General features: G+C 71.1%; 20 protein-coding genes. 7 read left to right on the top strand and 13 right to left on the bottom strand.

What is annotated here, in order from left to right; genetic code table 11:
• Window positions 1-250 precede the first annotated feature (250 nt).
• Window positions 251-1,510 (top strand): LCP family protein, encoded by a 1,260-nt coding sequence (locus ACHUEU_RS09655; RefSeq protein ID WP_394215772.1) that lies wholly within the window; start codon window positions 251-253, stop codon window positions 1,508-1,510.
• Between the two features lie 123 nt (window positions 1,511-1,633).
• On the opposite strand, the gene ACHUEU_RS09650 is transcribed toward ACHUEU_RS09655, so the two are convergent.
• Window positions 1,634-2,353, bottom strand: a complete 720-nt coding sequence (locus tag ACHUEU_RS09650) for a glycosyltransferase family 2 protein (protein ID WP_394215771.1) — start codon at window positions 2,351-2,353, stop codon at window positions 1,634-1,636.
• Between the two features lie 166 nt (window positions 2,354-2,519).
• On the opposite strand from ACHUEU_RS09650, the gene ACHUEU_RS09645 reads away from it, so the two are divergent.
• The 4 genes from ACHUEU_RS09645 to ACHUEU_RS09630 are packed head-to-tail and all read left to right on the top strand — an operon-like array spanning window position 2,520 to window position 7,287.
• Complete coding sequence (locus ACHUEU_RS09645; RefSeq protein ID WP_394215769.1) at window positions 2,520-3,845, top strand: nucleotide sugar dehydrogenase; 1,326 nt, start codon at window positions 2,520-2,522, stop codon at window positions 3,843-3,845.
• Between the two features lie 4 nt (window positions 3,846-3,849).
• Window positions 3,850-4,272 (top strand): DUF2304 domain-containing protein, encoded by a 423-nt coding sequence (locus ACHUEU_RS09640; protein WP_394215767.1) that lies wholly within the window; start codon window positions 3,850-3,852, stop codon window positions 4,270-4,272.
• Entirely contained in the window at window positions 4,269-6,200 is a 1,932-nt protein-coding gene (locus ACHUEU_RS09635) for a DUF6541 family protein (protein WP_394215765.1), read from the top strand. Before ACHUEU_RS09640 ends, ACHUEU_RS09635 begins: the two co-directional genes overlap by 4 nt.
• The gene (locus ACHUEU_RS09630) at window positions 6,187-7,287 is read left to right on the top strand and encodes an acyltransferase (RefSeq protein WP_394215763.1); all 1,101 of its coding nucleotides are present in this window, start codon (window positions 6,187-6,189) and stop codon (window positions 7,285-7,287) included. The genes ACHUEU_RS09635 and ACHUEU_RS09630 overlap by 14 nt, the downstream gene beginning before the upstream one ends.
• 22 nt (window positions 7,288-7,309) lie before the next feature.
• Here the strand turns inward: ACHUEU_RS09630 and ACHUEU_RS09625 are convergent, their stop codons facing one another.
• Both ACHUEU_RS09625 and wecB read right to left on the bottom strand, forming a co-directional pair.
• Window positions 7,310-8,500: a glycosyltransferase family 4 protein gene (locus ACHUEU_RS09625; protein WP_394215761.1), complete on the bottom strand. Its 1,191-nt coding sequence runs from the start codon at window positions 8,498-8,500 to the stop codon at window positions 7,310-7,312.
• Window positions 8,500-9,564: a non-hydrolyzing UDP-N-acetylglucosamine 2-epimerase gene (gene wecB, locus ACHUEU_RS09620; protein WP_394215759.1), complete on the bottom strand. Its 1,065-nt coding sequence runs from the start codon at window positions 9,562-9,564 to the stop codon at window positions 8,500-8,502. Before wecB ends, ACHUEU_RS09625 begins: the two co-directional genes overlap by 1 nt.
• A 169-nt stretch (window positions 9,565-9,733) precedes the next feature.
• Here wecB and ACHUEU_RS09615 point away from each other — a divergent pair, with 169 nt between their 5' ends.
• Both ACHUEU_RS09615 and ACHUEU_RS09610 read left to right on the top strand, forming a co-directional pair.
• Window positions 9,734-11,107 (top strand): glycosyltransferase, encoded by a 1,374-nt coding sequence (locus ACHUEU_RS09615; protein ID WP_394215757.1) that lies wholly within the window; start codon window positions 9,734-9,736, stop codon window positions 11,105-11,107.
• A complete protein-coding gene (locus tag ACHUEU_RS09610) occupies window positions 11,104-13,404 on the top strand; it encodes a glycosyltransferase (protein WP_394215755.1) in 2,301 nt (766 codons plus the stop codon). The genes ACHUEU_RS09615 and ACHUEU_RS09610 overlap by 4 nt, the downstream gene beginning before the upstream one ends.
• A 21-nt stretch (window positions 13,405-13,425) precedes the next feature.
• Here ACHUEU_RS09610 and ACHUEU_RS09605 read toward each other — a convergent pair whose 3' ends face one another.
• From ACHUEU_RS09605 to ACHUEU_RS09560, 10 genes are all read right to left on the bottom strand, one after another.
• Entirely contained in the window at window positions 13,426-14,520 is a 1,095-nt protein-coding gene (locus ACHUEU_RS09605) for a glycosyltransferase (protein WP_394215753.1), read from the bottom strand.
• Entirely contained in the window at window positions 14,520-16,412 is a 1,893-nt protein-coding gene (locus ACHUEU_RS09600) for an ABC transporter ATP-binding protein (protein WP_394215751.1), read from the bottom strand. Before ACHUEU_RS09600 ends, ACHUEU_RS09605 begins: the two co-directional genes overlap by 1 nt.
• 70 nt (window positions 16,413-16,482) lie before the next feature.
• The gene (locus tag ACHUEU_RS09595; protein ID WP_394215749.1) at window positions 16,483-18,444 is read right to left on the bottom strand and encodes a DUF6541 family protein; all 1,962 of its coding nucleotides are present in this window, start codon (window positions 18,442-18,444) and stop codon (window positions 16,483-16,485) included.
• 40 nt (window positions 18,445-18,484) lie between these two features.
• Window positions 18,485-19,972 (bottom strand): glycosyltransferase, encoded by a 1,488-nt coding sequence (locus ACHUEU_RS09590; RefSeq protein ID WP_394215747.1) that lies wholly within the window; start codon window positions 19,970-19,972, stop codon window positions 18,485-18,487.
• Entirely contained in the window at window positions 19,965-20,990 is a 1,026-nt protein-coding gene (locus ACHUEU_RS09585) for a Gfo/Idh/MocA family protein (protein ID WP_394215745.1), read from the bottom strand. The genes ACHUEU_RS09590 and ACHUEU_RS09585 overlap by 8 nt, the downstream gene beginning before the upstream one ends.
• Window positions 20,987-22,096 carry a DegT/DnrJ/EryC1/StrS family aminotransferase gene (locus ACHUEU_RS09580; RefSeq protein ID WP_394215743.1) on the bottom strand — a complete coding sequence of 370 codons (1,110 nt, stop codon included), beginning with the start codon at window positions 22,094-22,096 and terminating at the stop codon, window positions 20,987-20,989. The genes ACHUEU_RS09585 and ACHUEU_RS09580 overlap by 4 nt, the downstream gene beginning before the upstream one ends.
• Window positions 22,093-22,797 (bottom strand): acyltransferase, encoded by a 705-nt coding sequence (locus ACHUEU_RS09575; RefSeq protein ID WP_394215741.1) that lies wholly within the window; start codon window positions 22,795-22,797, stop codon window positions 22,093-22,095. Before ACHUEU_RS09575 ends, ACHUEU_RS09580 begins: the two co-directional genes overlap by 4 nt.
• A gap of 30 nt (window positions 22,798-22,827) precedes the next feature.
• On the bottom strand, window positions 22,828-23,925 hold the full coding sequence (locus tag ACHUEU_RS09570) for an acyltransferase family protein (protein WP_394215739.1): 1,098 nt from the start codon (window positions 23,923-23,925) through the stop codon (window positions 22,828-22,830).
• A gap of 23 nt (window positions 23,926-23,948) precedes the next feature.
• The gene (gene purE, locus ACHUEU_RS09565; RefSeq protein WP_394215737.1) at window positions 23,949-24,485 is read right to left on the bottom strand and encodes a 5-(carboxyamino)imidazole ribonucleotide mutase; all 537 of its coding nucleotides are present in this window, start codon (window positions 24,483-24,485) and stop codon (window positions 23,949-23,951) included.
• Between the two features lie 80 nt (window positions 24,486-24,565).
• Entirely contained in the window at window positions 24,566-25,777 is a 1,212-nt protein-coding gene (locus tag ACHUEU_RS09560) for a 5-(carboxyamino)imidazole ribonucleotide synthase (RefSeq protein ID WP_394215735.1), read from the bottom strand.
• Window positions 25,778-25,779 lie beyond the last annotated feature (2 nt).

The following is a 25,779-nucleotide window of genomic DNA, read 5'->3' as shown; positions in this document are numbered from 1 at the left end:
GGCGGCGCCTCCACAGTGTACGGAGCGGGGCGCGCTGGGGCCCTGCACCCCATGACCACGATGTGAAGGTTCTCAGGAGGTTCACCGATCGCCGCACGACATGCCGCCCTGCGCCGACGCGCCGAGCCGGGCGACGGCTACCCTGACGAGCGCGACCTGCACCCCCGGGGATCCCCGGAGCGCAGAGGTGCCGGAGGAGCCGGCACCGACCCCCAGGACCGTACGGCCCCGCGCCGGGAAGGAGACAGCAGTGAGCGCTCAGCCGCCGCCCCGCTCCCCGCGCGAAGGAGGCCCGCGCCGTCCCAGCGGCCACCGGGCCCGCGCCGGTGGCAGCGCCCGCCCCGTGCCGCGGACCCGCCCCACGGGCAGCACCCCACCGGCGGACCCGACCCCGACCCGCCCGCTGCCCCGCACCCCGGGCCCCTCCCCCGATCAGCCCGGGCCGGCATCCGGAGCCCGGCCCGATGCATACTCCCGGGGGACGTCACCCGCTCCCGGACGCCCTCCGCACCAGGGCATCGACGACGGGGGGCCGCCCCCCGGTGGTCCCGCACGGACACGCAGCTCCCGACGCCGCTCCCGCACCGCGCGCCCGCTCCGGCTGGGCGCGACCCTCGTGGCGCTGGCGCTGGTGATCGTGCTGGCCTGGGGCACCGGGCTGACGATCTGGTCGAACAGCCGCATCGACCATGTCCCGGCGCTCTCGGGTGCGGCGGACACCCCGGGGACCACCTACCTCATCGCCGGCTCCGATCGCCGCGACGGCGAGGCCGTGGACGAGGACGGGACCACCGGCGCCCGCGCCGACACGATGATGCTGCTGCACAAGGCGCCGGGCGGGAACAGTTACCTGATCTCCCTGCCCCGGGACACCCTCGTGGAGATTCCCGGCTACGGCGGGTACAAGCTCAACGCCGCCTACGCCTTCGGCGGCGCGCCGCTGCTGGTGGAGACCGTCGAGGAGTTCACCGGTCTGACCGTGGACCACTACGTCGAGATCGGCTTCGACGGGGTCTCGGACGTGGTGGGCTCGGTGGGCCACGTGAACCTGTGCATCGACCAGGACGTGGACGACGAGAAGTCCGGCCTGGTGATGACCGAGGGCTGTCACGACGTGGGAGGGGAGCAGGCGCTGGCGTTCGTGCGCGCCCGCTATTTCGATCCCACCGCCGACCTGGGTCGCCAGCAGCGTCAGCAGCAGTTCGTCGGGGCACTCATGGAACGCGCCACCTCCCCGTCGGTGATGCTGAACCCCGTCGCCCAGGTGCGCCTGGCAGGGGCCGGCTCAGGGGCGCTGACCACCAGTGAGGGCACCGGGATCATCGACGTCGGCAGGATGGCCCTGACCGCACGCGGCGCCATGAACGCGGGCAGCACGCCCACGATCCCGATCGAGGACCCGCAGTACCGCACCGAGCACTCCGGGGTCGCGATCCTCACCGATGACGAGGACATCGCCGCCTTCTTCGCCGCCGTGGGCGAGGGCTCCGCGGAGACCTCCGCGACGTGACCGTCTCCGACCGAGCCGAGCCGTAGGAAACGTGCCGCAAAAGGGCTCTATCGTTCCCTTTCCTACGCCTCGACGGCGTACGTAGCGGAGTTTTACGCCTCTGCGGCTGCGCGAGAGCGGTTCCTAGCGGAAGAGCATGTCGATGACGATGTTCACCGAGTTCAGGGCCGACTGACCCTTCGAGCGCGAGTAGTCGGTGTAGAGGATGTGCACGGGGTGCTCGGCCACCGTGAACTTGTGCCGCCCGATCTCCTCGACGATCTCGGAGGCGTGCGCCATCCGGTTCTGCTCGATCGAGATCTTCTCGCAGGCCTCCCGGCCCAGCACCCGCAGCCCGTTGTGGGCGTCGGTGAGCTTCACTCCGGAGGTGAGGTTCGTGTACCAGACGGCACCGCGCAGCACGAGACGCTTGAGCAGCCCGGGCTTGGTGCGGGTATCCAGGAAGCGGGAGCCGAGGACGATGTCCACGCCTTCCGCATGCAGCTTCTCGATCATGGCGGCGGCGTCGTCGACCTGATGCTGACCGTCGGAGTCGAAGGTGACGATCTGCTGCATCCGGGGGTCGCGCAGCGCGTAATCGATGCCGGTCTTCAGCGCGGCACCCTGGCCCATGTTGTAAGGGTGTCGCACGACGGCGGCGCCGGCCTCGGCGGCGATCCGTCCGGAGCCGTCCAGGCTGCCGTCGTCCACGCAGACGACCAGCGGGTATCGGGTGCGCAGGTCACGGATGACGTCACCGATGACCTCCGCCTCGTTGAACAGCGGGACCACGAACCAGGTGGTGTCGGCCCCTGGGGACGCGGGGGTGCCGTCCTCCTCGGGCGCTGCGTCGGACGTGCTCAAGGGCTCTCCTCCTGGACAGCTGGGTGGACGTGAGATCACCGACGGCGGGGGTCGCGGGATCCAGGTGCCCGAACGGCCGATGAGGATACCCTGTCACGGTGGACCGCCCCTGGTGGTCATCGACGCGCACGCGGCACCTGAGAGGTGCCCCACGAGGAGGATCACTGTGAAGACTGCTGTTGTCGCCCTGGGGAAGATCGGGCTGCCGCTGGCGGTGCAGTTCGCCGATGCCGGTCACGAGGTGATCGGGGTCGATGTCAATCCGCGCCAGGTGGAGCTGATCAACCAGGCCGTCGAGCCGTTTCCCGGGGAGGCGCATCTGCAGGAGAAGCTCTCGGAGCTGGTCCCCGCCGGGAAGCTCCGGGCGACCACGGACTACGCCGAGGCGATCCCGGGCGCGGACGCGGTGGTGATCGTGGTGCCGCTGTTCGTGGATGATGCGAGCTGGGAGCCGGACTTCGCGTGGATGGACGCCGCCACCAGGTCCCTGGCCGAGCACCTCACGCCGGGCACCCTGGTCTCCTACGAGACCACCCTGCCGGTGGGGACGCTGCGCACCCGGTTCGTGCCGATGATCGAGGAGCTCTCGGGGCTGCAGGAATCGACGGACTTCTTCGCCGTGTTCTCGCCCGAGCGGGTGCTGACCGGCCGCGTCTTCGAGGACCTGCGGAAGTATCCCAAGCTGATCGGTGCGCTGACCGAGGCCGGCGCGCAGCAGGCGCGCGAGTTCTACGAGTCCGCGCTCACCTTCGACGAGCGCCCGGACCTGCGCACGCCCAACGGAGTGTGGGACCTCGGTTCCCCCGAGGCCAGCGAGCTGGCGAAGCTGGCAGAGACCACCTACCGGGATGTGAACATCGCCCTGGCGAACGAGTTCGCGCTGTTCGCGCAGGACCATGGCATCGACGTGTACAAGGTGATCGAGGCCTCCAACTCCCAGCCGTACTCCCACATCCACCAGCCCGGGATCGCCGTGGGCGGGCACTGCATCCCGGTCTACCCGCGGCTGTACCTGTCCACCGACCGGCTCGCCGAGACGGTCCGCACCGCCCGCACCCTGAACGCCTCGGTCCCGGCGCGACTGGTCCAGCGGGCCGCGAACCTGCTCGGCTCGCTGCAGGGGCTCAAGGCCGTGGTGCTCGGGGCGTCCTACCGGGCCGGGGTGAAGGAGACCGCGTTCTCCGGGGTGTTCCCGGTGGTCGAGGCGCTGCGCGAGCACGGCGCGGAGGTCGCGGTCCACGACACGTTCTACGACGACGCCGAGCTGGCCGGCTTCGGCTGGACCCCGTACCAGGTGGGCGAGGCCGCGGACCTGGTGATCGTGCAGACCAACCATCCCGAGTACCGGGACCTGGGCAGCAAGGACGTGCCCGGGGTGAAGCTGCTCGTGGACGGCCGCAACATCACCACCGCCGAGAACTGGACCGGCACCCCCCGCCTCGTCCTCGGCGACGGCTCCGCCTCCACCCACCAGCAGACGCAGGAGGTCTGACCCGATGGACGAGCAGGAGCTGATCCTCGGGCTGGGGCCCACCCTGGTCGGGAACCGCACCTTCATCATCCAGCTGCTGCTGGTGCTGGGGATCGTGGTGATCGTCGCCTGGCTGTTCCTCAAGCGCGGCGCGAAGCAGCTCGCGGTGCGCCGCCTGCTGATCATCGCGTTCGCGGTGTTCGCCGTCCTCACCGTGCTGTTCCCGGGCATGCTCTCCCGGGTGGCGAACTTCGTCGGCGTCGGCCGTGGCGCCGATCTCCTGCTGTACGCCACCGTGCTGGTGCTGCTGGGGTTCCTCGCTCTGCAGGAGGCTCGCACCAAGGCCGCCGAGAAGCGCACCACCTATCTGGCGCGGCGGCTCGCGCTCGATGAGGCCATCCCGCCCGCCGAGTACCGTGCCGCGGCGCTCGGCCGTCAGGACGGATGACCGTCCTGGTCGCCCTCGTCCTCGCGTTCCTCCTCGTTCTCGCGGCGGCGTACCTCCCCGGGTATGTCGCCGCGAGAACATTGGGCGGCTCGCACCTGCTCTCCCTCGCGCTGGCTCCGGCGCTGGCCGCCGCGATCGCCGGGGGTGGCGCGATCCTGGCCGCCATCGTGGGGATCCGCTGGTCGCTGCTGCCCTTCCTGCTGACGGCCGCCCTGCTGGTCGCCGCCGCCGCGGGGCTGCGCCGAGCGGGAGTGTCGCTGCCGGCGACAGTGCTCGACGGTGCCCTGTCCCCACGGCGCGCGGTGCCCGGCGGCGCCGCGTGGATCGCCGGCGCCATGGCGGTCGCGCTCGTGCCGCTGGCGATCCAGGCCGGGCGCCCCGACGCCGTGCTGGAGCGCTGGGACACCCTCTACCATCTCTCGGCGCTGCAGCATGTGCGGGAGACCGGCATCGCCTCGAGCCTGCGGGTCGGCGTGATCTCCACTACGCAGGGGGATCCCAGCTACTACCCTGCCGCCTTCCACGCGCTGGCGGCCCTGGTCCCCGGCGTCCCCACTGCCACACTGCTCAATGCGACCGTGCTGGCACTGGCCGTGGTGCCCTGGATCCTCGGCATCGCGCTGCTGGCCCGCACCGTGTTCGCCGAGGTGGCGTGGGCGCCCTTCGCGGCCGCCGTCACCGCCATCCTGATCCCGGCCACCCCGCTGGACCTGTGGATCCACCTCTCTCCCATTCCCAACCTCTCCGGCTTCGCCGCGCTGCCCGGGGCGCTGGCCGCCGCGGCCGCGCTCTGGAACGCGCTGCTTCCGCGGATCTCCGCACGCCCCGCGCTGGCCGCCGCCGCGGCTGTCGGCAGCGCCGGAGCGGGCCTCGGGCTCATGCATCCGAACGTCGCGGTGACGGCGCTGATCCTGCTGGCGGTGCTGACCGTCGTGACGGCGGCGTCGCAGTGGCGACGCCGGCCGGCGCTGATCGCGGTGCCGGTGCTCGCCGTGCTGCCCGTCGTGCTGCTGTCCTTCACCCCGCTGGGCGCTCACGTGACGGGATTCGACGGCGGCCTGGAGGTCTCCTGGTGGCTGGCTCTCGGCGAGGTCCTGCTGGGGCTGCTCACGGTGTGGCCGATGGCGCTCGGCGTGGTGATCGCCGTGGTGTGGTGGCCGGGGCTGGTGACCGCGCTGGCCGCCCCGGCGCGTCGCTGGCTCCCGATCGCCTGGATCGTGATCGCGGTGATCTACCTCGATGCGGCACTGGACTCCCCCGTGAACCTCTCCGCGCTCTTCTACCGGGGGCAGGACCGTCTCTCGATGCCGCTCGCGATGCTGTCCGCCGTGCTGGTGGTGCCGGGTCTGCAGTGCTGGTCGCGGGTGCTGGGGCGGTGGCCGGCCCAGCGTGCTGCCTCCCGCAGACCCCGTGCGGTGACGGCGGGGCTGGCCGTCGCCGCCGTCCTGCTGACCCTCACCTCGGTCCCCGCCCGGAGTGACGACGCCGCCAAGAACCTTGCGGCCGACTATCCGGGCAGAGGTCGGTTCCTGCAGGCCGACGAGCGCCTGCTCTTCGAGCAGCACGTACCGCAGATGGACCCGGAGGGCACCGTCCTGGCCAGCCCCTTCTCGGGCGCGGCACACCTGTATGCCCTGTTCGGCCAGGACGTGCGGCTGCCGGTGGCCGGCATGGCCTACACCGATCTGGACCGCGACCTGATCTACGCCACCGAGGACGCCGCGACGGATCCGGCCGCCTGTCGCCTGCTGGAGGAGAACGGGATCGCCTACGTGTATCAGGAGCTGCGGCCCTACAACCGCCACAAGACCTCCGATTCGGTCAACCTCGCCGGGCCCGACCTGGGCACACTGCTGTTCAGCACGGACCATTCGCGCATGATCGAGATCGACTGCGATCCCGGGGACGGCAGCTATGACCCCGTCTGATCACCTCCCCGACGGCCCGGGGGAGGTCCGCGCCGAGACGTCTTCCGCAGTCCGCGGGAGGCGTTACGCCCCGCTGCTGGATGTGGTGCGGATCGTCGCGGTGCTCGGGGTGATCACGGTGCATGTCATCGCCGATCATCTCGACTCCGGATCGACGGTTCTGATGCACGTGCTGCGCTCGCTGCTGTCCACCGCGGTACCGGCCTTCATCATGATCTCCGGAGCGCTGAACCTGGCGCCCGCGGCGATGCGACATGGTTCGGCTCGATTCCTGGATCGGCGGCTCCGACGCCTGGTCCCGGCCACCGTGGTGTGGACCGTCTTCTACGCCGGGGTGATGGGGATCCTGCTGGCGGGCCAGCCAGTGGACTGGCGTCAGGAGGTGCAGGACCTGCTGACGGCCTCGTCGTACCCGCACCTGTACTTCCTGCCGCTGATCCTCGGTCTGACCGTGGTCACCCCGGTGATCGCCGCCTACGTGGGCGACTCAGGTCGGAGAGCGTGGATCTGCGGGGCGGTGGCGGCCGGTTGGGCGCTGATCGTGATGGCGGTGCCACAGCTCACGGCAGGGCTGCTCGAGAAGCCGCTGATGCCGCTGCAGATGGGGGTGTTCACCTATTTCCTGCCGTTCATCGGGTACTACGTGCTGGGCCGCGCCGCGTGGACGGCACCGGTGGGGCGGGTCGGCGGGCGGTGGCTGCTGCTGGCGGCGGTCCCGGTCACCACGGCGGCGACCGTATGGGCCTACATCTCCCGCGTCACGGCGGCGCCCCCGGGGAAGTTCCTGCTGCCCACCTACGTGGCGCCGACCGTGATGCTGCTGTCCCTGGCGCTGGTGATCGCCCTGATGGCCCTGGGCCGGGACTGGAGCGTCACTGCCCGCACCGAGGTACGGCTGCGGAGGATCGGCGATGCCACGTTCGGCGTCTTCCTCGTCCACTTCGCGATCCTGATGGGTCTGCGGGACCTGGGCTGGCCGGAGGGATCGGTCCTCACGGTGACGGCCCTGCTGGTGGTGGTGACGGTGGTGTCCTTCGCGATCGCCCTGCTCGGCAAGCGGGTACCCGGTCTGCGCGCGATCCTCTGAGGGAGATCTCCAGGGGCGCGGCTCAGTGCCGCAGGCCCCCCATCACCTGCTCCGCCGCCTGCTTGGCACAGCCGGCGAGGGAAGCGTTCCGCAGGGTCCAGGCGCGCAGATGCTCCGGTGCCGGAGTCCCTTCATTCCGCAGGGCCCGGTCCATGACCTCAGCCACCGCGTCGGGATCGTAGTCGCACGCCCACCCCAGGTCGTGGCCGGCGATGCGGTCGTGCGCAGCGCCCTCCCCCGCGTGGACCACCGGAGTGCCGGTCGCGGTGGCCGCGTAGATCTTCGTGGGCAGCGCGAACTCATAGCCCTGCCCCGGGGTGATCGAGGACAGACCGGCGATCGCACCCCGCAGATGAGCGGCGACCTCCGCGGGAGGGATCCGATCATGGAACTCGATGCCCTCGGTGCCCTCGGCACGCACCCGGGCCTCGAGCGCATCGCGCCCCGACCCCTCGGAGAAGAACAGCAGACGTGCCGTGGGATGGGCCGCTCGCACCCGGGTGAAGGCGTCGACGAAGATGCCCGCGCCCTGCCACTCGGAGACGGTACCGGCGTAGACGAAGTACGGGCCCTCCTGTCCGCCGTCCTCCCCTCGGTCGGTGAAGGTCCCGGTGTCGATGCCGTTACCGACCATCGTCGTACATGCCCTCTCCCCCACGAGCTGCTCGAGACGGTGCTGCACACCCGGGGAGATGGTCAGCACATGGGCAGCACGCGTCCACACGGACTTCTCCGCCCAGCGCACCGCGTGTCGCACCAGGGCCGGGACACCTTCGACGCTGTCGGTCGCATCGGACCACACGTCCGCCGCGTAGAAGGTGAAGGGCACCCGGCGGATCGCGGCGGCGACCATGCCGACCACCCCGGTGGTGGGCGGCGGCTCCAGCACGAGGGCATCCATCGGCCGCTGCAGCAGCAGCCGCAGGGCGAGGGGGACGTCGAAGCTGAGATAGGAGAGATACCCGCGCACCTGACCCTGGCGGTCGCGCTTGACCGGCCAACGCGAGACCCTCCCGGCCGCGGAGCGGACGGGGCCGGCACCGGGCACGGTCGTGGACAGGACGGTCACCTCGGCGCCGGCCTCCTCGAGCGCGCGGACCAGCGCCTCCTGTCGGAACGCGGCGGCGGCGGGCTCCGGAGCGTAGACGCGGGTGGCGACGACGACGTGCGGCGGTCGTCGGGCCCCGCGGCGCGGCGTGCGCGAGCGCTCCATCAGGCGTGCTCCGCCAGGGCGTCGATGCTGCGAGCGGCGGCGCGGCCGTCGCCGTAGTACGGGGGCCGTGCGGCCTCGGGCCGGGGCCGGGCGACGGCCCCGGGCAGCTCCCGCGGGTCGGTGACCAGACGGTTCCAGTCGTTCTCGAGCGTCTCGACCCATTCGGTCTCGGAGCGGATCGTGGAACACGGGGTGCCCAGCAGATAGGCCTCCTTCTGCAGGCCACCGGAGTCGGTGACGACGGCCGCGGCGTGCTGCACGGCGCCGATCAGATCCGGGTAGGCGACGGGCTCGCCGACGTGCACGGCGCCTCCGGCCAGCTCGATCCCGGCCTTCCTCGCGCGCGCGATCAGCCGTGGGTGCGCGAACAACGCCAAGGGGACGTCCAGCCCCTGCAGGGCGGTGATGATCGCGGCCAGTCGCTCGGGGGAGTCGGTATTGTCCGCGCGGTGGATGGTCGCGACCGCGTAGGGAGCCTCGGAGTCGATGCCCGCGGGCAGCGGGGGCGCGGTGCCGCGCACCGACTCGGCCACCCGCAGGCAGACATCGGTCATCACGTCACCGGTGACGACGGTGCGTGCGGCCAGACCCTCTGCGACGAGATGCTCGCGAGCGACCTCGGTGGGGGCCAGCAGCAGGTCGGCGGCATGGTCGGTGAGCACGCGGTTGTGCTCCTCGGGCATGCGGCGGTTGAAGGAGCGCAGCCCGGCCTCGAGGTGCGCGACCTTCAGGTGCATCTTCACCGCCGAGAGGGTGCCGGCCAGAGTGGAGTTGGTGTCGCCGTAGACCAGGGTCCAGTCCGGCTGGTGCTCCTCGAGGACCTCGTCCATCCCGGCCAGCATCGCACCGGTCTGGCGACCATGGCTGCCGGAGCCGACGGCGAGATTCACGTCAGGAGCGGGAATGCGCAGATCTGCGAAGAAGACGTCGCTCATGGTGGCGTCGTAGTGCTGGCCGGTGTGGACGATCACATGCTCGATGTCATCCCGTCGGGCGGCCGCGTCGGCCAGGGCTGCGAGCTTGACGAATTGCGGGCGCGCGCCCACGACGGACAGGATCTTCATGGAGGGATCTCTTCCTCTAGGCACCGGTGGGGCCCCGTCGGGACGGAGCGGGTCGACGGTATGGTGGGCGTGCTCCACGATAGCCAACCGCCGGCCCCGCTCGGCACACCATGGCACGGTTGAGGACGGCACGGATCGCTTCCGTGCAAGGCTCGAGAACGGAACTCGCATGACGTCAGACCAGCGCGTGGCGGACCCCCGTGTCGCCGTGCTCGTGTACAACGACTGTGCCAACGACTCCCGGGTCCTCAAGGAGTCCGTCTCCCTGCGTGAGGAGGGTTACCAGGTCCGCATCATCGCTGTGGAGCGTCGGGAACTGGGGCGTACAGCCGGTGTCGCAGCGCTGCGCGACGGTCTGCTGCTCGAGCGGGTTCCGGAGTTCGCGGTCGAGCGTCTCCTGCCTGCGCTCGCCCCGTGGTGGCGAGGACTGATCCGCGAGGGCGGTGAGACGGTGGACGAGACGGCATTCGAACGCCGGTCCTCGACGCCGGTGGCACGGAGCGGCCGCTTCTCGGGCGCTCGGACCCGCGTCCTGCGTGGCCTGCGCTCGGTGGGCGAGCGCGCCTATCGCACGATGGCGCTCGGGACGTACTGGGCGAATGCGACGCGCGCCGGTCGCCGACTCGCACCGGACGTGGTCCATGCGAACGATGCCAACACCCTGGTTCCCGCGCTGGCCATTCGCGTGCTGTCCCGCTCCCGGGTGGGCATCATCTACGACTCGCACGAGCTGTGGCGCCACCGCAACGTGCGTCCGGGGCGCCTGCTGGCACCGCTGGCCGAGCGGATCATCGAGAGCGTGGGCATCCGCCTGGTGGACGGTGTCCTCACTGTCTCGCCCTCGATCGCCGACTGGTTGCAGGCGACGTACCGCCTGGCCGAGACCCCGTCGCTGGTCCGCAACATCCCAGTGGCCGACGGCCCGCCCGATCGACGCACAGGGGTGCTCCGCGAGCGGGCAGGCCTCGGACCGCAGGACCGGGTCATCGCCTACGGCGGAAGGATCACCACGGCCCGTGGCATCGAGGAGACTCTTGCCGCGCTGCCGCATCTGGACGACCATGTCCATTTCGTCCTGCTCGGTTACGGCGAGGCGGCAGCCCTCGAGGAGGTGCGGGAACAGGCCCGCACCCTCGGCGTCGAGCATCGGGTGCATCTGGTGGGTGCCGTCCCGCCCGCAGAGGTGTCCCGTGCCCTCGCGGACGGGGACGTGGCGGTCGTCCACGTCCGACCGATCTGCCTGTCCTATCGGTTCGCGCTGCCGAACAAACTGTTCGAGTCCATCCGGGCCGGTCTCCCGATCGCCGCGGCCGACCTGCCCGACATGAGCGCCGTGGTCGAGGAGCTCGGCGTCGGCGAGGTGTTCCGCGGGTCCAGCCCGGAGGATCTCGCCGATGCGCTGCGCGCGATCCTCGAGGCGCCTCAGGCGTACCGGGCGCGCGCTGTGGCCGCTGCTCCCCTGCTGACCTGGGAGCGCGAGATCCACGGGATGACGGCGATGTACCGACGGGTGCTCCGGAACGTCTCGACGGGCACCCGATGAACGTCACCGTGGTCACCACATGGTTCCCCACCACCGTCGCCCCCTCGCGCGGCTCCTTCGTGGTGCGCGACACCCGCGCCCTCGCCCGCCATCAGGACGTGCGACTGGTCCACCTGGTGCCCCCGGGGGACGACGATGGGACCCGTCGCCTCGTCCACGAGGGCATCGAGGTGCTGCGCATCCCGATGGATCCCCGACGTCCTGACCAGGTGGTGCAGGCCGCGCGGCAGCTGCAGCAGGCTCTCCGGGGCACGGGTCTCGTGCATTCGATGGCATTCTCGGCCCTGCTCCCCCTCGCCGTGCGCCGCCCGCAGGTGCCCTGGGTCCATACCGAGCATTGGTCGGCCCTGACCACGCCCGAGACCCTGCCGACGCCGGCGCGGCTGGGCCTGCCGGCGCTGTCGCGGCTGCTGAGACTGCCCGACCGTGTCACCGCAGTCTGCGAGTTCCTGGCGCGTCCGATCCGTGCCGTGCGTGGCGACCGACCCACCGACGTGGTCCCCTGCATCGTCGAGCCGGGTCCGGTGCCGCCCCGTCGTGACCGCACCGACGGCACCCTCCGCCTGGTCTCCACCGGAGGTCTGATCCCCCGCAAGGACCCCCTGGTCGCCGTCGAGACGCTGGCGCGGCTCGTTGCGGATGGTCTGGACGTGCATCTGGAGTGGCTCGGGGACGGGCCGCTGCGTGAGCAGACCCTGGCTCGGGCCGCGCAGCTCGGGGTCTCCGAGCGCCTGGAGCTGGCGGGCACCGTCGACGGCGCCGGTGTTCGCTCAGCACTCGCCCGGGCGGACCTGTTCTTCGGCCCCACCCGCGCGGACAACTTCTTCGTCTCCGCCGCCGAGGCGATCGTCTCCGGCCGCCCGGTCGTGCTCGGTGCCACCGGCGGGCAGGGCGAGTACGTCCGACCGGAGGTCGGCGAACTGGTCGAGGTGCAGGAGGCGAGCGCTTACGCCGAGGCGATCCAGGGCCTCGATGCCCGGACCCGCGCCCTGGACGCCCGGCAGATCGCGGACACCATCGGGGACGCCTTCTCCGCCCGGACGGTCGGTGACGGGTACGCCCGCGTGCACCGTCTCGCCCGGACCGCCGACACTCTCGCCCCGGCGCAGCCGGCCGCTGCGAACGCGCCTGCCGCGGCGGACGGGGCGGACTCCCGTCCCTCTCTGCTGGTGATCTCCTTCTCGGACATCTCCCGCGACGCCCGAGTGCTCAAGCAGGTACGGATGTTCGCTGCCGGTTATCGGGTGCTCACCTGCGGTTACGGCCCTGCCCCGGAGGGATCGACCTGGCACCTGCAGATCCCCGATGATCTCAAGCAGTGGCGGCTGGACAAGGCACTGGTCCTCTCCGGCCGGTACCGCCGGGCGTACTGGGAACAGGAAGTCGTGGCGTGGGTGATGGCACAGGGCCTCCCTCGGACCGACGTGGTCCTCGCCGACGACGTCGACACCGTCCCCCTCGCCCTCTCCCTGGCCCCGCGGGGCGGCGTGCACGCCGATCTGCACGAGTACGCGCCGCGCCAGAAGGAGGACCGACCGGCCTGGCGGCTCTTCGTGGCCCCTTACCTGCGGTGGATTTGCCGCACCTACGTCACCCGTGCCGACTCGGTGACGACCATCGGTCACGGCCTGGCCCAGGAGTATCGGCGGGAGTTCGGCATCCGCGCCGAGGTGGTCACCAATGCCGCCCCCTTCCAGGGCCTCTCGCCCTCGCCGGTCGGACAGCCGCTGCGGATCGTGCATTCGGGCGGCGCGATGCCGTCGCGGCGACTGGACCTGATGATCGAGGCGATGCGCGACACCGCCCTCGACGCCACGTTGGATCTGTACCTGGTCCCGAGCGACCCCGGCTATGTGGAGCGTCTGCGCGACCAGGCCGCCCAGCTCCCTGCAGGACGCGTGAGCGTGCACGACGCCGTCCCGTACAACGAGCTCCACGCCGTGCTCAACGCGTACGACATCGGGGTGTTCGTCTGCCCTCCCACCACGTTCAACCTCGCCAACGCCCTGCCCAACAAGGTGTTCGACTTCGTGCAGGCCCGCCTGGCGCTGGTCGTCTCACCGACCCCGGAGATGCGCAGTCTGGTCGAGGACCGGGACCTCGGCGCAGTCACCGCCGGATTCGGCGCGGACGATCTGGCGGAGACGCTGCGCGGCCTGGATGCCGCTGCAGTGCAGGCCGCGAAGGCGAGCAGCGACCACCACGCCGTCGACCTGGCGGCCGAACGGCAGAGCACGGCCTGGGAGATCGCGGTGCACGCGCTCGCCGATCGGGCGGGGCACGGCAGCACCGGCTGAGCCTTGGTGCCCGCTGCCGTGTCAGCTCCCGGAACGTCGGCTGCGGAGATCGGTGGCGACCTGTTCAGCACGGGCCTGCCAGGTGTGGTCGTGGCGAGCCTGCTCGACCCGATCCGTCATGTCGACGACGGTGCGCCGGTCCTCCCGGAGCTCGACCAGGAGCCGCGCGATGGCCGATGCCGAATAGGCGACCTGACGTCCCGCGCCGATCCGCTCCACGAGCTCACCGGCGTGGGTCCCCTCCGTGGCGAGCACGGGCTTCCCGTGACCGATGTACTCGAAGAGCTTCACCGGCGCCGCGAAGTCCCGGTACCGGGCGGGCTCCACCGTGAGCAGCGTGAGATGCGCCCGGGCGAACAGCGGACGCAGTTCGTCACCCCGCGCATGGATGATCTCGATCCGCTGCGAATCCGCGAGCGGGTACTCGTGCGCCACCGCCTCCCACGATTCCCGCGGCGTGCAGAACAGCAGTCTCACCCCGTCCGTGGCATCCACTGCCCGGAACAGCTCATGCATCCGGTAGTAGTCGGACACGTTGCCGATATACAGGAGCGTCAGTTCACCGTCGGGGTCCCGACGGCTGTCATGGATCGCCGCCCCCGGAGGGAGCTCGGCGACCTGCTCCTGCCGGATCCACGGCACGAACGAGGCCATCTTGGTGGAGGGCAGGTAGACCCGGTCCAGCCCGCGGTAGGCCAGCAGCTCCGCATGGTAGAGGGTCTTCGTCCCGGTCGCGAGCAGCCGTCCGACGTCCGCCCGGTAGGCCGGGAACCGCCAGTAGACGTCACGATAGAACAGACCGGTCGGGACGCGATGGCGGCGCAGCAGGCCCAGCAGCATGAGATCCACCGCGGGATGCGTGGGCAGATGATGCGGCTCGGTGAGGAGCGTGGGCATGGTCGAGTTCTCCGCGTAGGCGAAGTCGAGCTCCAGGCCCAGCCGCAGACTCCGGCGGAGCCGGCGCAGCGCCCGTGCACGCTGCGCGCCGTGCCCGGCGATCTCGAGGACGTCGAAGCCGGCGTCCTCGAAGGCTCGGCGCATCTTCGCGGGCCGCACGCCGGAGCCCGTCTGCCTCCCGTGGATCGGGTACGGGGCGTGGAACAGCATCGCCGGCATCAGGAGCCCTCTCTCGGGCCCCGTGCCTCCACGGGTGGATCGACCAGCACCTCGCCGTCATCCTGCGGATCCGGCAGGAACCCCCCGCCCCCGGCGAGCCCGGCGAGCGCGGCCTGCTCCGCAAAGGCGGGGACGGCGGCCACGACCTCGTCGAAGCTGCCAGCCGCGGCGACCGCTCCCTCGGACATGTAGAACACGATGTCGCTGTGCTGGATGGTCGCCAGGCGATGGGCGATGGTGATGGTGGTGACGTCCTCGCCGAGGTCCCGGATCGCGTCGGTCACCGCCGCCTCGGTCTTGGTGTCCAGGGCACTGGTGGCCTCGTCGAGCACCAGCACGGTGGGCTCGGAATACATCCCGCGCGCGATTCCCATGCGCTGGCGCTGTCCGCCCGAGAGCGTGGCTCCCCGCTCTCCGAGTCGGCCGCTGATGCCCTCGGGACGGGACTCGATCACCTCGAGGAGCTGCGCCCGGTCCAGGGCGGTGCGCACCCGTTGCGCGTCGACCTGATCGGGCTCCCAGGTCAGTGCCACGTTCTCGCCGACGGAGACGTCGAACAGCGCGACCTCCTGGGGCACGTACCCGACCGAGGTGCGCCACTGCCGCAGCACGGTGGTCATGTCGGTGCCGCCGATGAGGATCCGGCCGGAGCTCGGGGTGAGCAGGCCCAGCAGCAGGTCCACGAGCGTCGACTTCCCGGCCCCGGAGGTCCCGACGACGGCCACCGAGGATCCGGCCGGGATCTGCAGGGACACTCCGTCGACCGCCGGCTCCTCCCGTCCCGGATAGGTGAAGGCGACGTCCTCGAGGACGATGTCGTGCAGCCCCGGCGCAAGGGTGCCGCTGTCCGGCTCCTCCTGCCGTGCGACGGCCTCGCGGGCGAACTCGATGTCATCGATGATGTAGTCCGCGAAGGCCGCGTTGGTCAGGATCCGGTTCTGTGTGGACTGGAAGCGGGTCAGCGAGGGCACCAGTCGGAAACCGGCCACGGCGAACAGCGCGACCGAGGCCATCGCGGTGGCGGGCGCATCGTCGGGCAGGCCCGAGAGGTAGCCGACGCCGCCGACGACCACGAAGCCGCCGACCATCCCGGCGTCCAGCACGAAGCGGGGCATCTGGTTGTAGTACTGCGCGAAGGCACGGGTGCGGGAGGCCGTCGCGCGGCGCTCGGCGACGATGTCGGCGACCTCTTCCTCGTTGCCCTTGAGCGTCAGCTCCTTCAGCGAGGCGAGGACCTCGCCCAGCAGCCGTACCACCCGCAGCGAGTTGTCGCGATTGCTCGCCCCGTTGGCGACCGCCCGCGGGGTGACCACACGGGAGAGCACCAGGGCGATCATGCCGAGATAGGCGAAGGTCGCCAGGGCGATCTTCCAGTCCACGATCACCAGGCCGATGCTGATCACGGAGATCGTGGCGAACTCCGCGACCACGGTCATCGAGGGCATCAGCACGTTCGCCACCACGGCAGCCACCCCGGAGTCGACCATCCGGATGATCTCCTGGGTCGATTTCGAGGTGCGGTCCACCCAGGAGGCGGACATGTAGGAACGGAACAGCTGCTGGCCGATCGCGACCTCGTGCTGCGCGAAGCGCTGAGTGGCGATCCGTATCGTGAGCAGGTTGAGGAAACTCTTGATGATGATCAGCCCGACGAAGGCCGCGACCATCACCATCATCTCCTCGAAGCTCTGCAGGCGCCAGCCGACGACGGGGATGGTGACGGTGGTCCCCGGCGACATCAGGGCCGGGATCACCAGCGCGATCGCGCCCAGGGCGACCACGTCCAGCAGTGCCAGCACACTCATGACGAGACCGAAGGTGACCAGGAAGCGTCGCGAGTCCCGGGGCAGTACCGAGAGGGTGCGCCGGACGATCCGGATGGTCTGCTTCATGGGGTGTTCTCCTCGGTCATCGATGCTCGCTCTCCGTGCGGGACTCGGCACCAGCGCGTCCGGTGCCCGCTCAACAGGCGAGATCCAGCTCGTACAGAGCGTACGGTCCATCCTCGGCGACCAGCGTGAGCCGGTGCGGGGAGATGTCATGGACGCCACTCCACCGTGCGGAGACCTCGGGGTTCATCGCCCGCCCGTTGTGCTCCGAGGTGTCGCGGTACAGGTGCGTGGGGCCGATCTGAGCCGCGGCCGCGCAGACCTCTGCATGCGCGTTCGCCTGCGGTTCGTCCACGCGCGGAGCGTACCGTGCCAGGAGGGCGGCCTCCGGGGTCAACGGCTGGGACATGGTCGGGAACACCGTCTCGATCCCGCCGATCGACCAGTACAGCGGTGCGCCATCCAGCGGGTCCGCGAGCACCACCGCGTCCTGCGGCAGCTCGGCGGCGGTGCGCTCGATGAACGCGCGTTCCTCCGGGGTGACGTACGGGGACAGCTGCACGCCGTAGGCCGTGTACGCGAGCGATCCCATCAGCGGCAGCCGGGACGGCGCGAGCACCCCGGCGATGACGGTGAGCACCACCAGCAGGGCACCGGTCGGGGCCAGCAGGGCATGGGCCCTGCCTCCCGCCACCCCCGACAGCGCTCGCATCCCTCGCGCGAGCAGGAGCAGCAGCAGGCACATCATCAGCGGAGCGATACGTTCACGGGCTCCGTACCACGGGTTCACCAAAGCTGCCGCGAGCGGCGAGTCGACCTGCGTGGCGATGCCCAGGACGACTGCGGCCACCACCCCGGTGGCGGCGGTGATCCCGACTGCCTCGCGGCCCCGCAGCGCGACCGCGGCACCCAGCAGGGCGAGCAACCAGACCGCCGCGACCGGCCACAGGGGGGCGCCGATCACCGGGATGCGCGGCGAGTCGACGAGGATCTCCCACAGCACCTCCCCCGGTCCCTGCGTGGACCTGGTCAAGTCCATCCCGCCCAGCACCACCTCCGAGACGAGCACGAACGACGCTGCCGCAGTCAGCGCGGCGGCCACCTGGAGCGCGCCTCGTCGATACCGGCCCTCGAGGATCCGGAGCACCCCGCCGGCCAGGAGGCGCAAGCCTGCCACCACCGCGGCCGAGAACAGCATCGAAGGGTGCGCCAGGGCGGTACCGAGGATCAGGGCGCCGTGCCCGATCACCGCTGTCGGGGCGAGCCCGCCGTGCCGCCCCTCCAGGAGTCGGAGCACCGCACCGATCGCGACGGGCAGGCAGAGGGCACCGAGGACGATCGGCCAGAGTCCCATCACCAGCCCCATCGCCGGAACGCTCAGGAAGAGCGTCGAGGCCGCCGTCGCCAGGACGGCCGGCGCCACCCCCGCGCGTCCCGCCGGAGCGAGCATCATGAGCATCGCCCCGACCGCCGAGGGGCTCGCCGCCAGCATCGCGAGCAGGAGGGCGTTCGCGGCGGGGATCGGATCCCACGGCAGCAGCGCGGCGAGGGCGTCGAAGACCACCGGGTAGTACGTGGGGGCGCCGTAGATGTCGACCAGGGCGGTGGTGAGGAACGCATCGCCGCCGTCGCGGATGGTCGCGATCGCCGAGAGGTGGAAGAAGGAGTCGTAGCTGCCGTTGAGGGTGGAGATCCCGCCCATCCGCCGCGTTGCGGCGGCCACCACTGCGAGACCTCCGAGCGCGCCGACCGCGGTGACCGCCGCGGTCCGGGGACGGTCGTCGCGATGTCGTCGGTCGGCGTCCTCGCACCGCTCCGCGAGATGGCGTCCTGCGCCCCGGCGGCGCCGGCACCGGGCGCGGCGCAGCAGGACGGCAAGGGCGCAGATGCCGGTCGTCGCCGCCAGCACGGTTCCTGCGCTCCACGGGATGCGCACGATATGGAACAGGCCCCCGAGGCCGACGACGAGCAGCACCGTGACCACCGGGGCGACGCCCCACGGCACCGGTACCCGGGCCCCGACGGCTCGCAGCAGGACGAGACCGGGGACGGCGAGCAGCGCCCACGCGGCGAGCACGGGCAGGATCCAGCTCATCGCTGCTGCTCCGCTGCGGCGACGGAGCGGACCGGAGCGCTCATGCGGCGGCAGGATCCTCGGTCAACGCCCGCTCATAGGCAGCGACCAGGATCTCGGGGTCGCGCTGTGCGAGCGCGAATCGCCGCGCCCGGTGGCTCTCCTCGACATAGCGCTCGGGGGTGGACAGCTCCAGCACGCGCTGCACGGCCGCCTGGACATCTGCCACCACCCAGCCGCTGTCGTAGAGCGTGCCGGGACCTCCGTAGTTCGCCGCGTCGGGCCAGTCCCGGATGACGGCCGGGCATCCCGCGGCCAGGCCCTCCATCACGGACTCGTGGGTCCCCTCGTGGCGCGAGGACGAGAGGATCACCCCGGATCCAGCGAGCAGGGCGGGCACGTCGTCGCGGCGGCCGAGCTGCTCGACCGCCTCGGGGCCCAGCTCCTCCAACCTGCGACGGACTCGTCGGCGATAGGTGCTGTCGGCCGAGGAGGCGGTAGGCAGCCCCGGACCGATCAGGCGCAGACGGTACCGGGGATCATGCGTCCGCAGGCGCGCGAGGACCTCGAGAGAGAACAGCACGTCCTTGACCTCACGGTGCCACCCGACCTGCACGAGCAGGTGACGATCCCGATCCGGTCCGGGCGTCGGGCCGAGCCCGCGCGCGAGCAGGTTGCCCACCTGGACCCCCTCGACGTCGGCGTAGGCGGGGACGGCACTCCGGAGCAGATTCCACACCGGCGGGGAGACATACAGCATCCGGTCGATACGCGCATGGTCGTGCAGCAGGGGGAATGGTGTGAAGGCTTCGAAGCGATGCAGGCGTGCCATCAGCGTCCGCGGCGCGCGGTCCAGCAGGGTCACCCAGGTCAGGACATGATGGCTCCACTCCACCAGTGCCACGTCCGCCCAGTCGTAGGCTTCGGCCACCTCCGGCGGCGTGGGCATCCGTCGCCCGGACACCACCAGGTCGTAGCGGCCGCGGAGGATCCGCTCCCGCTCCGGGAACCCCGGCCCGGCGAGGTCGTCGACCTCGATCTCGCGCACCTCGAAGCGGCCCGTTCCGCGCAGGGCGTCGAGGACGGGACGAATGAAGGTCCAGTTCTCCTGGGCGATCACCAGCAGGCGGGTCCGCTCCCCGCCACGCTTCCGCGGGGCCGGGCGCGCGGGCACACTCGCCGCCGGGACGGGGGTCCCCAGCAGGAGGGTCCCTGTCTCCGAGCTCCGCAACGGTTCCAGGAACGTCTCCGGGTCGGCCGCCAGCGGAGAGCCACCGGCCTGGTGCAACGAGGGATCGAAGCTGATGCGCAGCGCCTTGTCGTACCAGCGCAGACACGCCTCGGTCCGGCCTCGGGCGAGGTCACGGTCGGCGAGGGCGAGCAGCGTCTCCACGTCCCGGGGCCAGTCGGCACGGTGCGGGTCGGCCGCCAGCCGCTGCTGCGCCGAGAAGTAGGTGCCCCTGCCTCCGATGCCGCCCGGCAGACGGCGGGCGAGCCGCGAACCGACACGGATCACCCGCTCGACGAGCCGACGGGCCCGGTCACGCACCGTCGGCGGGTCCGTCCGGCCGGACCACGCGCCCCTCGCGTGCGCTCTCGAGCACGGCCTCGACGGTGCGGACGGTGTGCAGCCCCTCTCGCATGGTGACGATGTTGGAGGCGTCACCGTGGATCGCGTCGCGGAAGGCCTGGTGCTCGGTCGCCAGCGGCTCCTGACGCTGCAGCGCATAGCGGATCGAATCGCCCTCGCTGACCCCGCGGAACGAGGCCATCGACTCCCACAGGTTGATCTCCGCATCGGCGTTGGCGAAGAACGTGAGATCGGCGTTGAGGGTGTCGGCCACCAGGGCGCCCTTCTCCCCCGTCACCACGGTGATCCGCTCCTTGAAGGGAGTCAGCCAGTTCACCAGGTGGTTGGTGATCGTCTCGTCCTCGAGCGTGCCCGCGATGGAGACCATGTCCTCGTCCCTGCGGCCGGAACGCCGGGTGGAGGTCGCCGCCACGCTCGCGTACGGGGACTGCGCCACCCAGGCGGTGAGGTCCAGATCATGCGTGGCGAGGTCCTTGACCACCCCGACATCCGCGATCCGGGCCGGGAACCCGCCCTGGCGCCGGGTGACGATCTGATAGATCTCCCCCAGCTGACCGTCCGCGATGCGCCTGCGCATCTCCTGCAGCGCCGGGTTGTACCGCTCGATGTAGCCGACCGCCCCGACCAGGCCGGCCCTCTCGAAGGCGACGGTGATCTCCTCGGCCTCGCCGATATCGAAGGCCAGCGGCTTCTCCACCAGGGTGTGTACCCCGGCCTCCGCCAGCGTGATCGCCACATCCCGATGGAACTGGGTGGGCACCGCCACCACCGCATAGTCGATACCGGTCGCGATCAGCGCCTCCACATCCGGCAGCACCTCGAGCCCCGCCGCCGCGCCGTGCGGATCCCCATGGGCATCCGCGGCCGCGACCAGCTCCACCCCCTCCAGGGACTGGAGGTTGCGGGCGTGATGACGCCCCATCATCCCCAGACCGATCAGCCCGGCCCGCAGCGTCTTCGTGTCCGTCATGCTCATGCCCCCGCCTTCGCCACCGTGTTCACAGCCGCCACGATCCGTTCCCGATCCATGTCCGAGATGCTCGGATGCACCGGCAGCGACAGCACCTCGCGAGCCAGCATCTCCGTCACCGGCAGATCCACCTCGGTCCGGAACGTCTCCAGCCGGTGCACCGGGGTCGGGTAATACACCCCGCACCCCACCTGATGCTCTGCCCTCAGCGCGTCCGCGAAACCGTCCCGCTCCGCCGCCGAGGCGCCCTCGATCCGGATCGTGTACTGGTGGTAGACGTGCGTGGCACCCTCACGCACCACCGGCGTCACCACCCCGGCCAGGTTCGCATCGAAGAACTGTGCGTTCGCCTGCCGCGTCGCCGTCCACCCCGGGAGCTTGCCCAGCTGGATACGGCCGATCGCCGCATGGATGTCCGTCATCCGGTTGTTGAAGCCCGCGACCTCGTTCGCGTACTGCGTCTCCATCCCCTGGTTCCGCAGCAACCGCACCTGACGCGCGATCTCCGGGCTCGCGCAGGAGACCATCCCACCCTCGCCCGAGGTCATGTTCTTCGTCGGATAGAGCGAGAACATCCCGCCCTGCCCGAAGGTCCCCACCTGCGCGCCCTGCCAGGTCGCCCCATGCGCCTGCGCCGCATCCTCGAACACCCACAGACCATGCCGCTCCGCGATCGCCAGCAGCTGATCCATCGGCGCCGGATGCCCGTACAGATGCACCGGCTGGATCCCCACCGTCCGCTGCGTGATCGCGGCCTCGACCGCCGCCGGATCGATCGTGAACGTCTCCGGATCCACGTCCACGAACACCGGTGTCGCCCCGCAGACCGCCACCGTGTTCGCAGTCGCCGCGAAGGTGAACGAGGGCACGATCACCTCATCACCCGGCCCCAGGCTCAGCGCCAGCATCCCCAGATGCTGCCCCGAGGTGCCCGAGTTCACCGCCACCACCTCCCGGCCCCCCGCCAGCGCGCTCGAGAACTCCTGCTCGAACGCCGCCACCTCCGGCCCCTGCGCGACCATGCCCGAAGCCAGCACGCGATCCACCGCGTCCCGCTCCTCCTGCCCGATAAGCGGCTTCGCCGGCGGGATCATCGTGAGTTCGGTGTTCATTCGGCAGGACCGTCCTGTTCGTCATCGGAGTCGTCATCAGGGAGTTCGGCCGGGCGCGGTGCGTCGGCCAGGGGCGAGGAGGCGAGGAGCAGCCCGCCGGTGGAGTCGTCGGGGATGTACCACTCCCCGGTGGCGGGGCACACCCAGGCGTCGGTCCCGTCGGAGGTGGGCACCAGCTTCTCTCCGGAGCGTCCGACCCATCCCAGACGGCGCGCCGGGACCCCGGCCACCAGGGCGTGGGGCGGGACGTCCTTGACCACGGTGGCGCCGGCGGCGACCATCGCCCAGGCCCCGATGGTCACCGGTGCCACGCACACGGCGCGGGCCCCGATCGAAGCACCGGTCTCGCAGGTCACGCCGACGGGCTCCCAGTCGGAGGCGGACTTGGGGGTGAGATCGGGGTTCACCGCGCGCGGGAAGTGGTCGTTGGTGAACACGGCGGCGGGGCCGACGAAGACGCCGTCGGCCAGCGTCGCCGGCTCGTACACCAGGGCGAAGTTCTGGATCTTGCAGCCGTCCCCCAGCACCACGCCGGAGCCGATGTAGGCACCGCGACCGATGATGCAGTTCGCGCCGAGCACGGCGTCCTCGCGCACCTGCGCCAGGTGCCACACCATTGATCCGCGCCCGACCCTCGCCGCATCCGAGACCTCCGCGGAGTCCACGATGCGTACGTCTCCACGCTGGGAAGCATTCTTCATGGAGACGACACTACCGCGCGGTGCCCACCGTCATCGGGACCCGCGCCCGGCTCGATCCGCGATGCGTGGCGGCAGAGGATCCAGACGTGGGGCGGCGAGCGCCCAGTACGGGCCGACGCGATCGATCAGCAGCGCGAACAGGACTCCCGCCGCGGTGCCGAGCACCGTGATGACCGGCACCAGCATCACGTCAGCCACTGCCGTTCCCTGCAGGTGCCGGCCGAGCCAGGAGGCCGGCAGAGCCATCACCACGACGTTGATGAACAACGGATGAATGAGGTAGATCGGGAGCGTCCTGCTCCCCACGACTGCGCCCAGTATCGCCGCCGGTGGCCAGAGCGCGAGTCGTCGGAGCAGCGGGAACACGGAGGACAGGCCCAGGATCCCGGCGGCGAGGACCATCAGTCGGGACACCAGTGGGTATCCCTCCCAGCTCGGGAGGAGAACGCTCATCCCGACGAATCCGGCAGCACCGACCGCGATCATCATCGCGGGAGCGCGATCGGTGTAGCGGAAGATGTGCTTCCGCAGAGCCCATCCGGTGACGTACCAGATCGCATAGTAGGCGAACCTGTACGCCCCGCTCGCAGGGAGCGCCGGCAACCACGTCGCGTCCAGGATCAGCGCTCGCAGCGGCCCTGCGCCGATGTACAGCAGAGCCACGATGCCGAGCAGCGCGCGAGGGTGATCTCGTCCCGCCCGGACCAGCAGGAAGTACAGCGGGAGCATCAGGATGAACCAGTACGGCCCAGCGCCGGTCAGGGTCGCCATGCCCTGGGACGCCATGTAGCCCACCGGGTCCTCGGGTGAGTATCGGGGCCAGGCGGTCACCGCGAACACGGCGGACCACAGCAGGTACGGCCACCAGAGGTCGGCGATGCGGGAACGCCAGACCTTCGACCACTCACGACGGGCGGCGGAATGGGCGAACATCCCCGCGAGGAGGAAGAACAGGGGCATTCTCAGCGGCTGCAGGAATCTGCTCGCTGCGGCCCAGCGGGCTCCTGCCTCGGAGTGCTCGGCCGGGAGCAGGGCATGGCCTGCGCCGACTGCGACGTGGTACAGCACGACCAGGACGATCGTGACCCCCCGCGCGAGGTCGACCCACTCGAGTCGTCCGGTCGACATGCGAAGACCGGCGGCTGCGCTCGTCACGATCGCTCGCTGCGCAGCGCCTCCCCCTTGGCCAGCGCGACCTCACGCAGCTCCGCCTGGAAGGCGACCATCCGGGCGCGCAGGTGCTCGGCCTCGGCGTCCCCGCCGGCGGCGAGGATCCGGGCGGCGAGCAGGCCGGCGTTGCGGGCACCGCCGATGGAGACGGTCGCCACCGGCACTCCGGCGGGCATCTGCACGATCGAGAGCAGGGAGTCCATGCCGTCGAGGTGCTTCAGCGGCACCGGCACCCCGATCACCGGCAACGGGGTGAGAGAGGCGAGCATGCCCGGCAGGTGGGCGGCGCCGCCGGCTCCGGCGATCACCACCCGCAGCCCGCGCTCGGCGGCGCCGCGGCCCCAGGTGATCATGTCCTCGGGCATCCGGTGGGCGGAGACCACCTCGACTGTGCAGGCGATCCCGAACTCGGCGAGCGCCTCCTCGGCGGCCTTCATCACCGGGTGGTCGGAGTCCGAGCCCATCACGATGCCCACCCGCGGGATGGGGGTGGTGTCGGTGCCGGAGTGCTGCGTCATGATGTCCTTCGTCGTCGGGTCCGCGATCGTGAGGTCGCGCGGGGATCGTGGGGTCGCCAGCGATGCGGGAGGGCGACCGGTCAGGGGCCGGCGGGCGCTCCGGGCCCGTCGATGAGCAGCCGCTCGGCGCGATGGGCGCGGGCGAGCAAGTCCTCGGCATCGTCACCGAGCAGGGTGACGTGGCCGATCTTCCGCCCGGGCCGCACGGACTTGCCGTAGAGGTGGAGCTTCAGCTCCGGATCGGCGGCGAGCGCGGCGCCGGCGCCGGGGGCGAGGTCCTCGGCGGTGCCGCCGAGGAGGTTCACCATCACCGAGACCGGGGCGAGCGGGGTGGTCGATCCCAGCGGCAGATCGGCGACGGCGCGCAGGTGCTGTTCGAACTGGCCGGTCACGGCGCCGTCCATGGACCAGTGGCCGGTGTTGTGGGGGCGCATGGCGAGCTCGTTGACGAGCACCTCGCCGTCGGCCGTCTCGAACAGCTCCACGGCGAGCATCCCGGTGACTCCCAGGTCCTCGGCGATCGCGCGGGCGAGGCCCTGGATCCGCTGCTGGGCGGAGGCATCGAGACCGGGGGCAGGGGCGACCACCTCATAGCAGACCCCGTCCTTCTGCACGGACTGCACCACCGGGTAGGCGACGGCCTCTCCCCCGGGCCGGCGCGCGACCTGGGCGGAGAGCTCCCGGGTGAAGGGCACCAGCTCCTCCGCCAGCAGCTCTCCGTGCTGGGCGAGCCAGTCGTCCGCCTGATCGGCGCCGTCCACGATCCGCACTCCGTGCGCGTCGTAGCCGCCGCGCGGGGTCTTGATCACGAGGCGTCCGTCCGTCTCGGTGAGTGCCGCAGCGACGTCGTCGGCGGTGCCGATCCGCCACCAGCGCGGGCAGGGGTGGCCGAGCGCAGTGAGCCGTTCGCGCATGACCAGCTTGTCCTGGGCGTGGACGAGCGCCGCGGGCCCGGGGTGCACCGCCGTGGCGCCCTCCTGCTCGAGACGCTCGAGGATCGCGGTGGGCACGTGCTCGTGGTCGAAGGTGATCACCTCGACCTCGGCGGCGAGGGCGCGCACGGCCTGCTCGTCGTCGTGGCGGCCCCGGCGCACGCGAGCGGCGACGTCCGCGGCGGATTCGGACGGATCGGTGGCCAGGACGGGCGTGGTCAGACCCAGCTCGATGGCGGGGCCGAGCATCATGCGCGCCAGCTGCCCGGCTCCGATGATGCCGATGCTGCGGGCGCTGCGGGCGCCGGCAGCGACGTCGGAGGCGGCGGACGGGGCGGGGCGGGGCGGGATCTCGGGCACGG

The sequence above is a fragment of the Brachybacterium vulturis genome (assembly GCF_043641765.1).
Taxonomy (GTDB): domain Bacteria; phylum Actinomycetota; class Actinomycetes; order Actinomycetales; family Dermabacteraceae; genus Brachybacterium; species Brachybacterium vulturis_A.
Note: the sequence above shows the minus strand (reverse complement) of the source record. Positions and strands in the feature narration are given on the sequence as shown.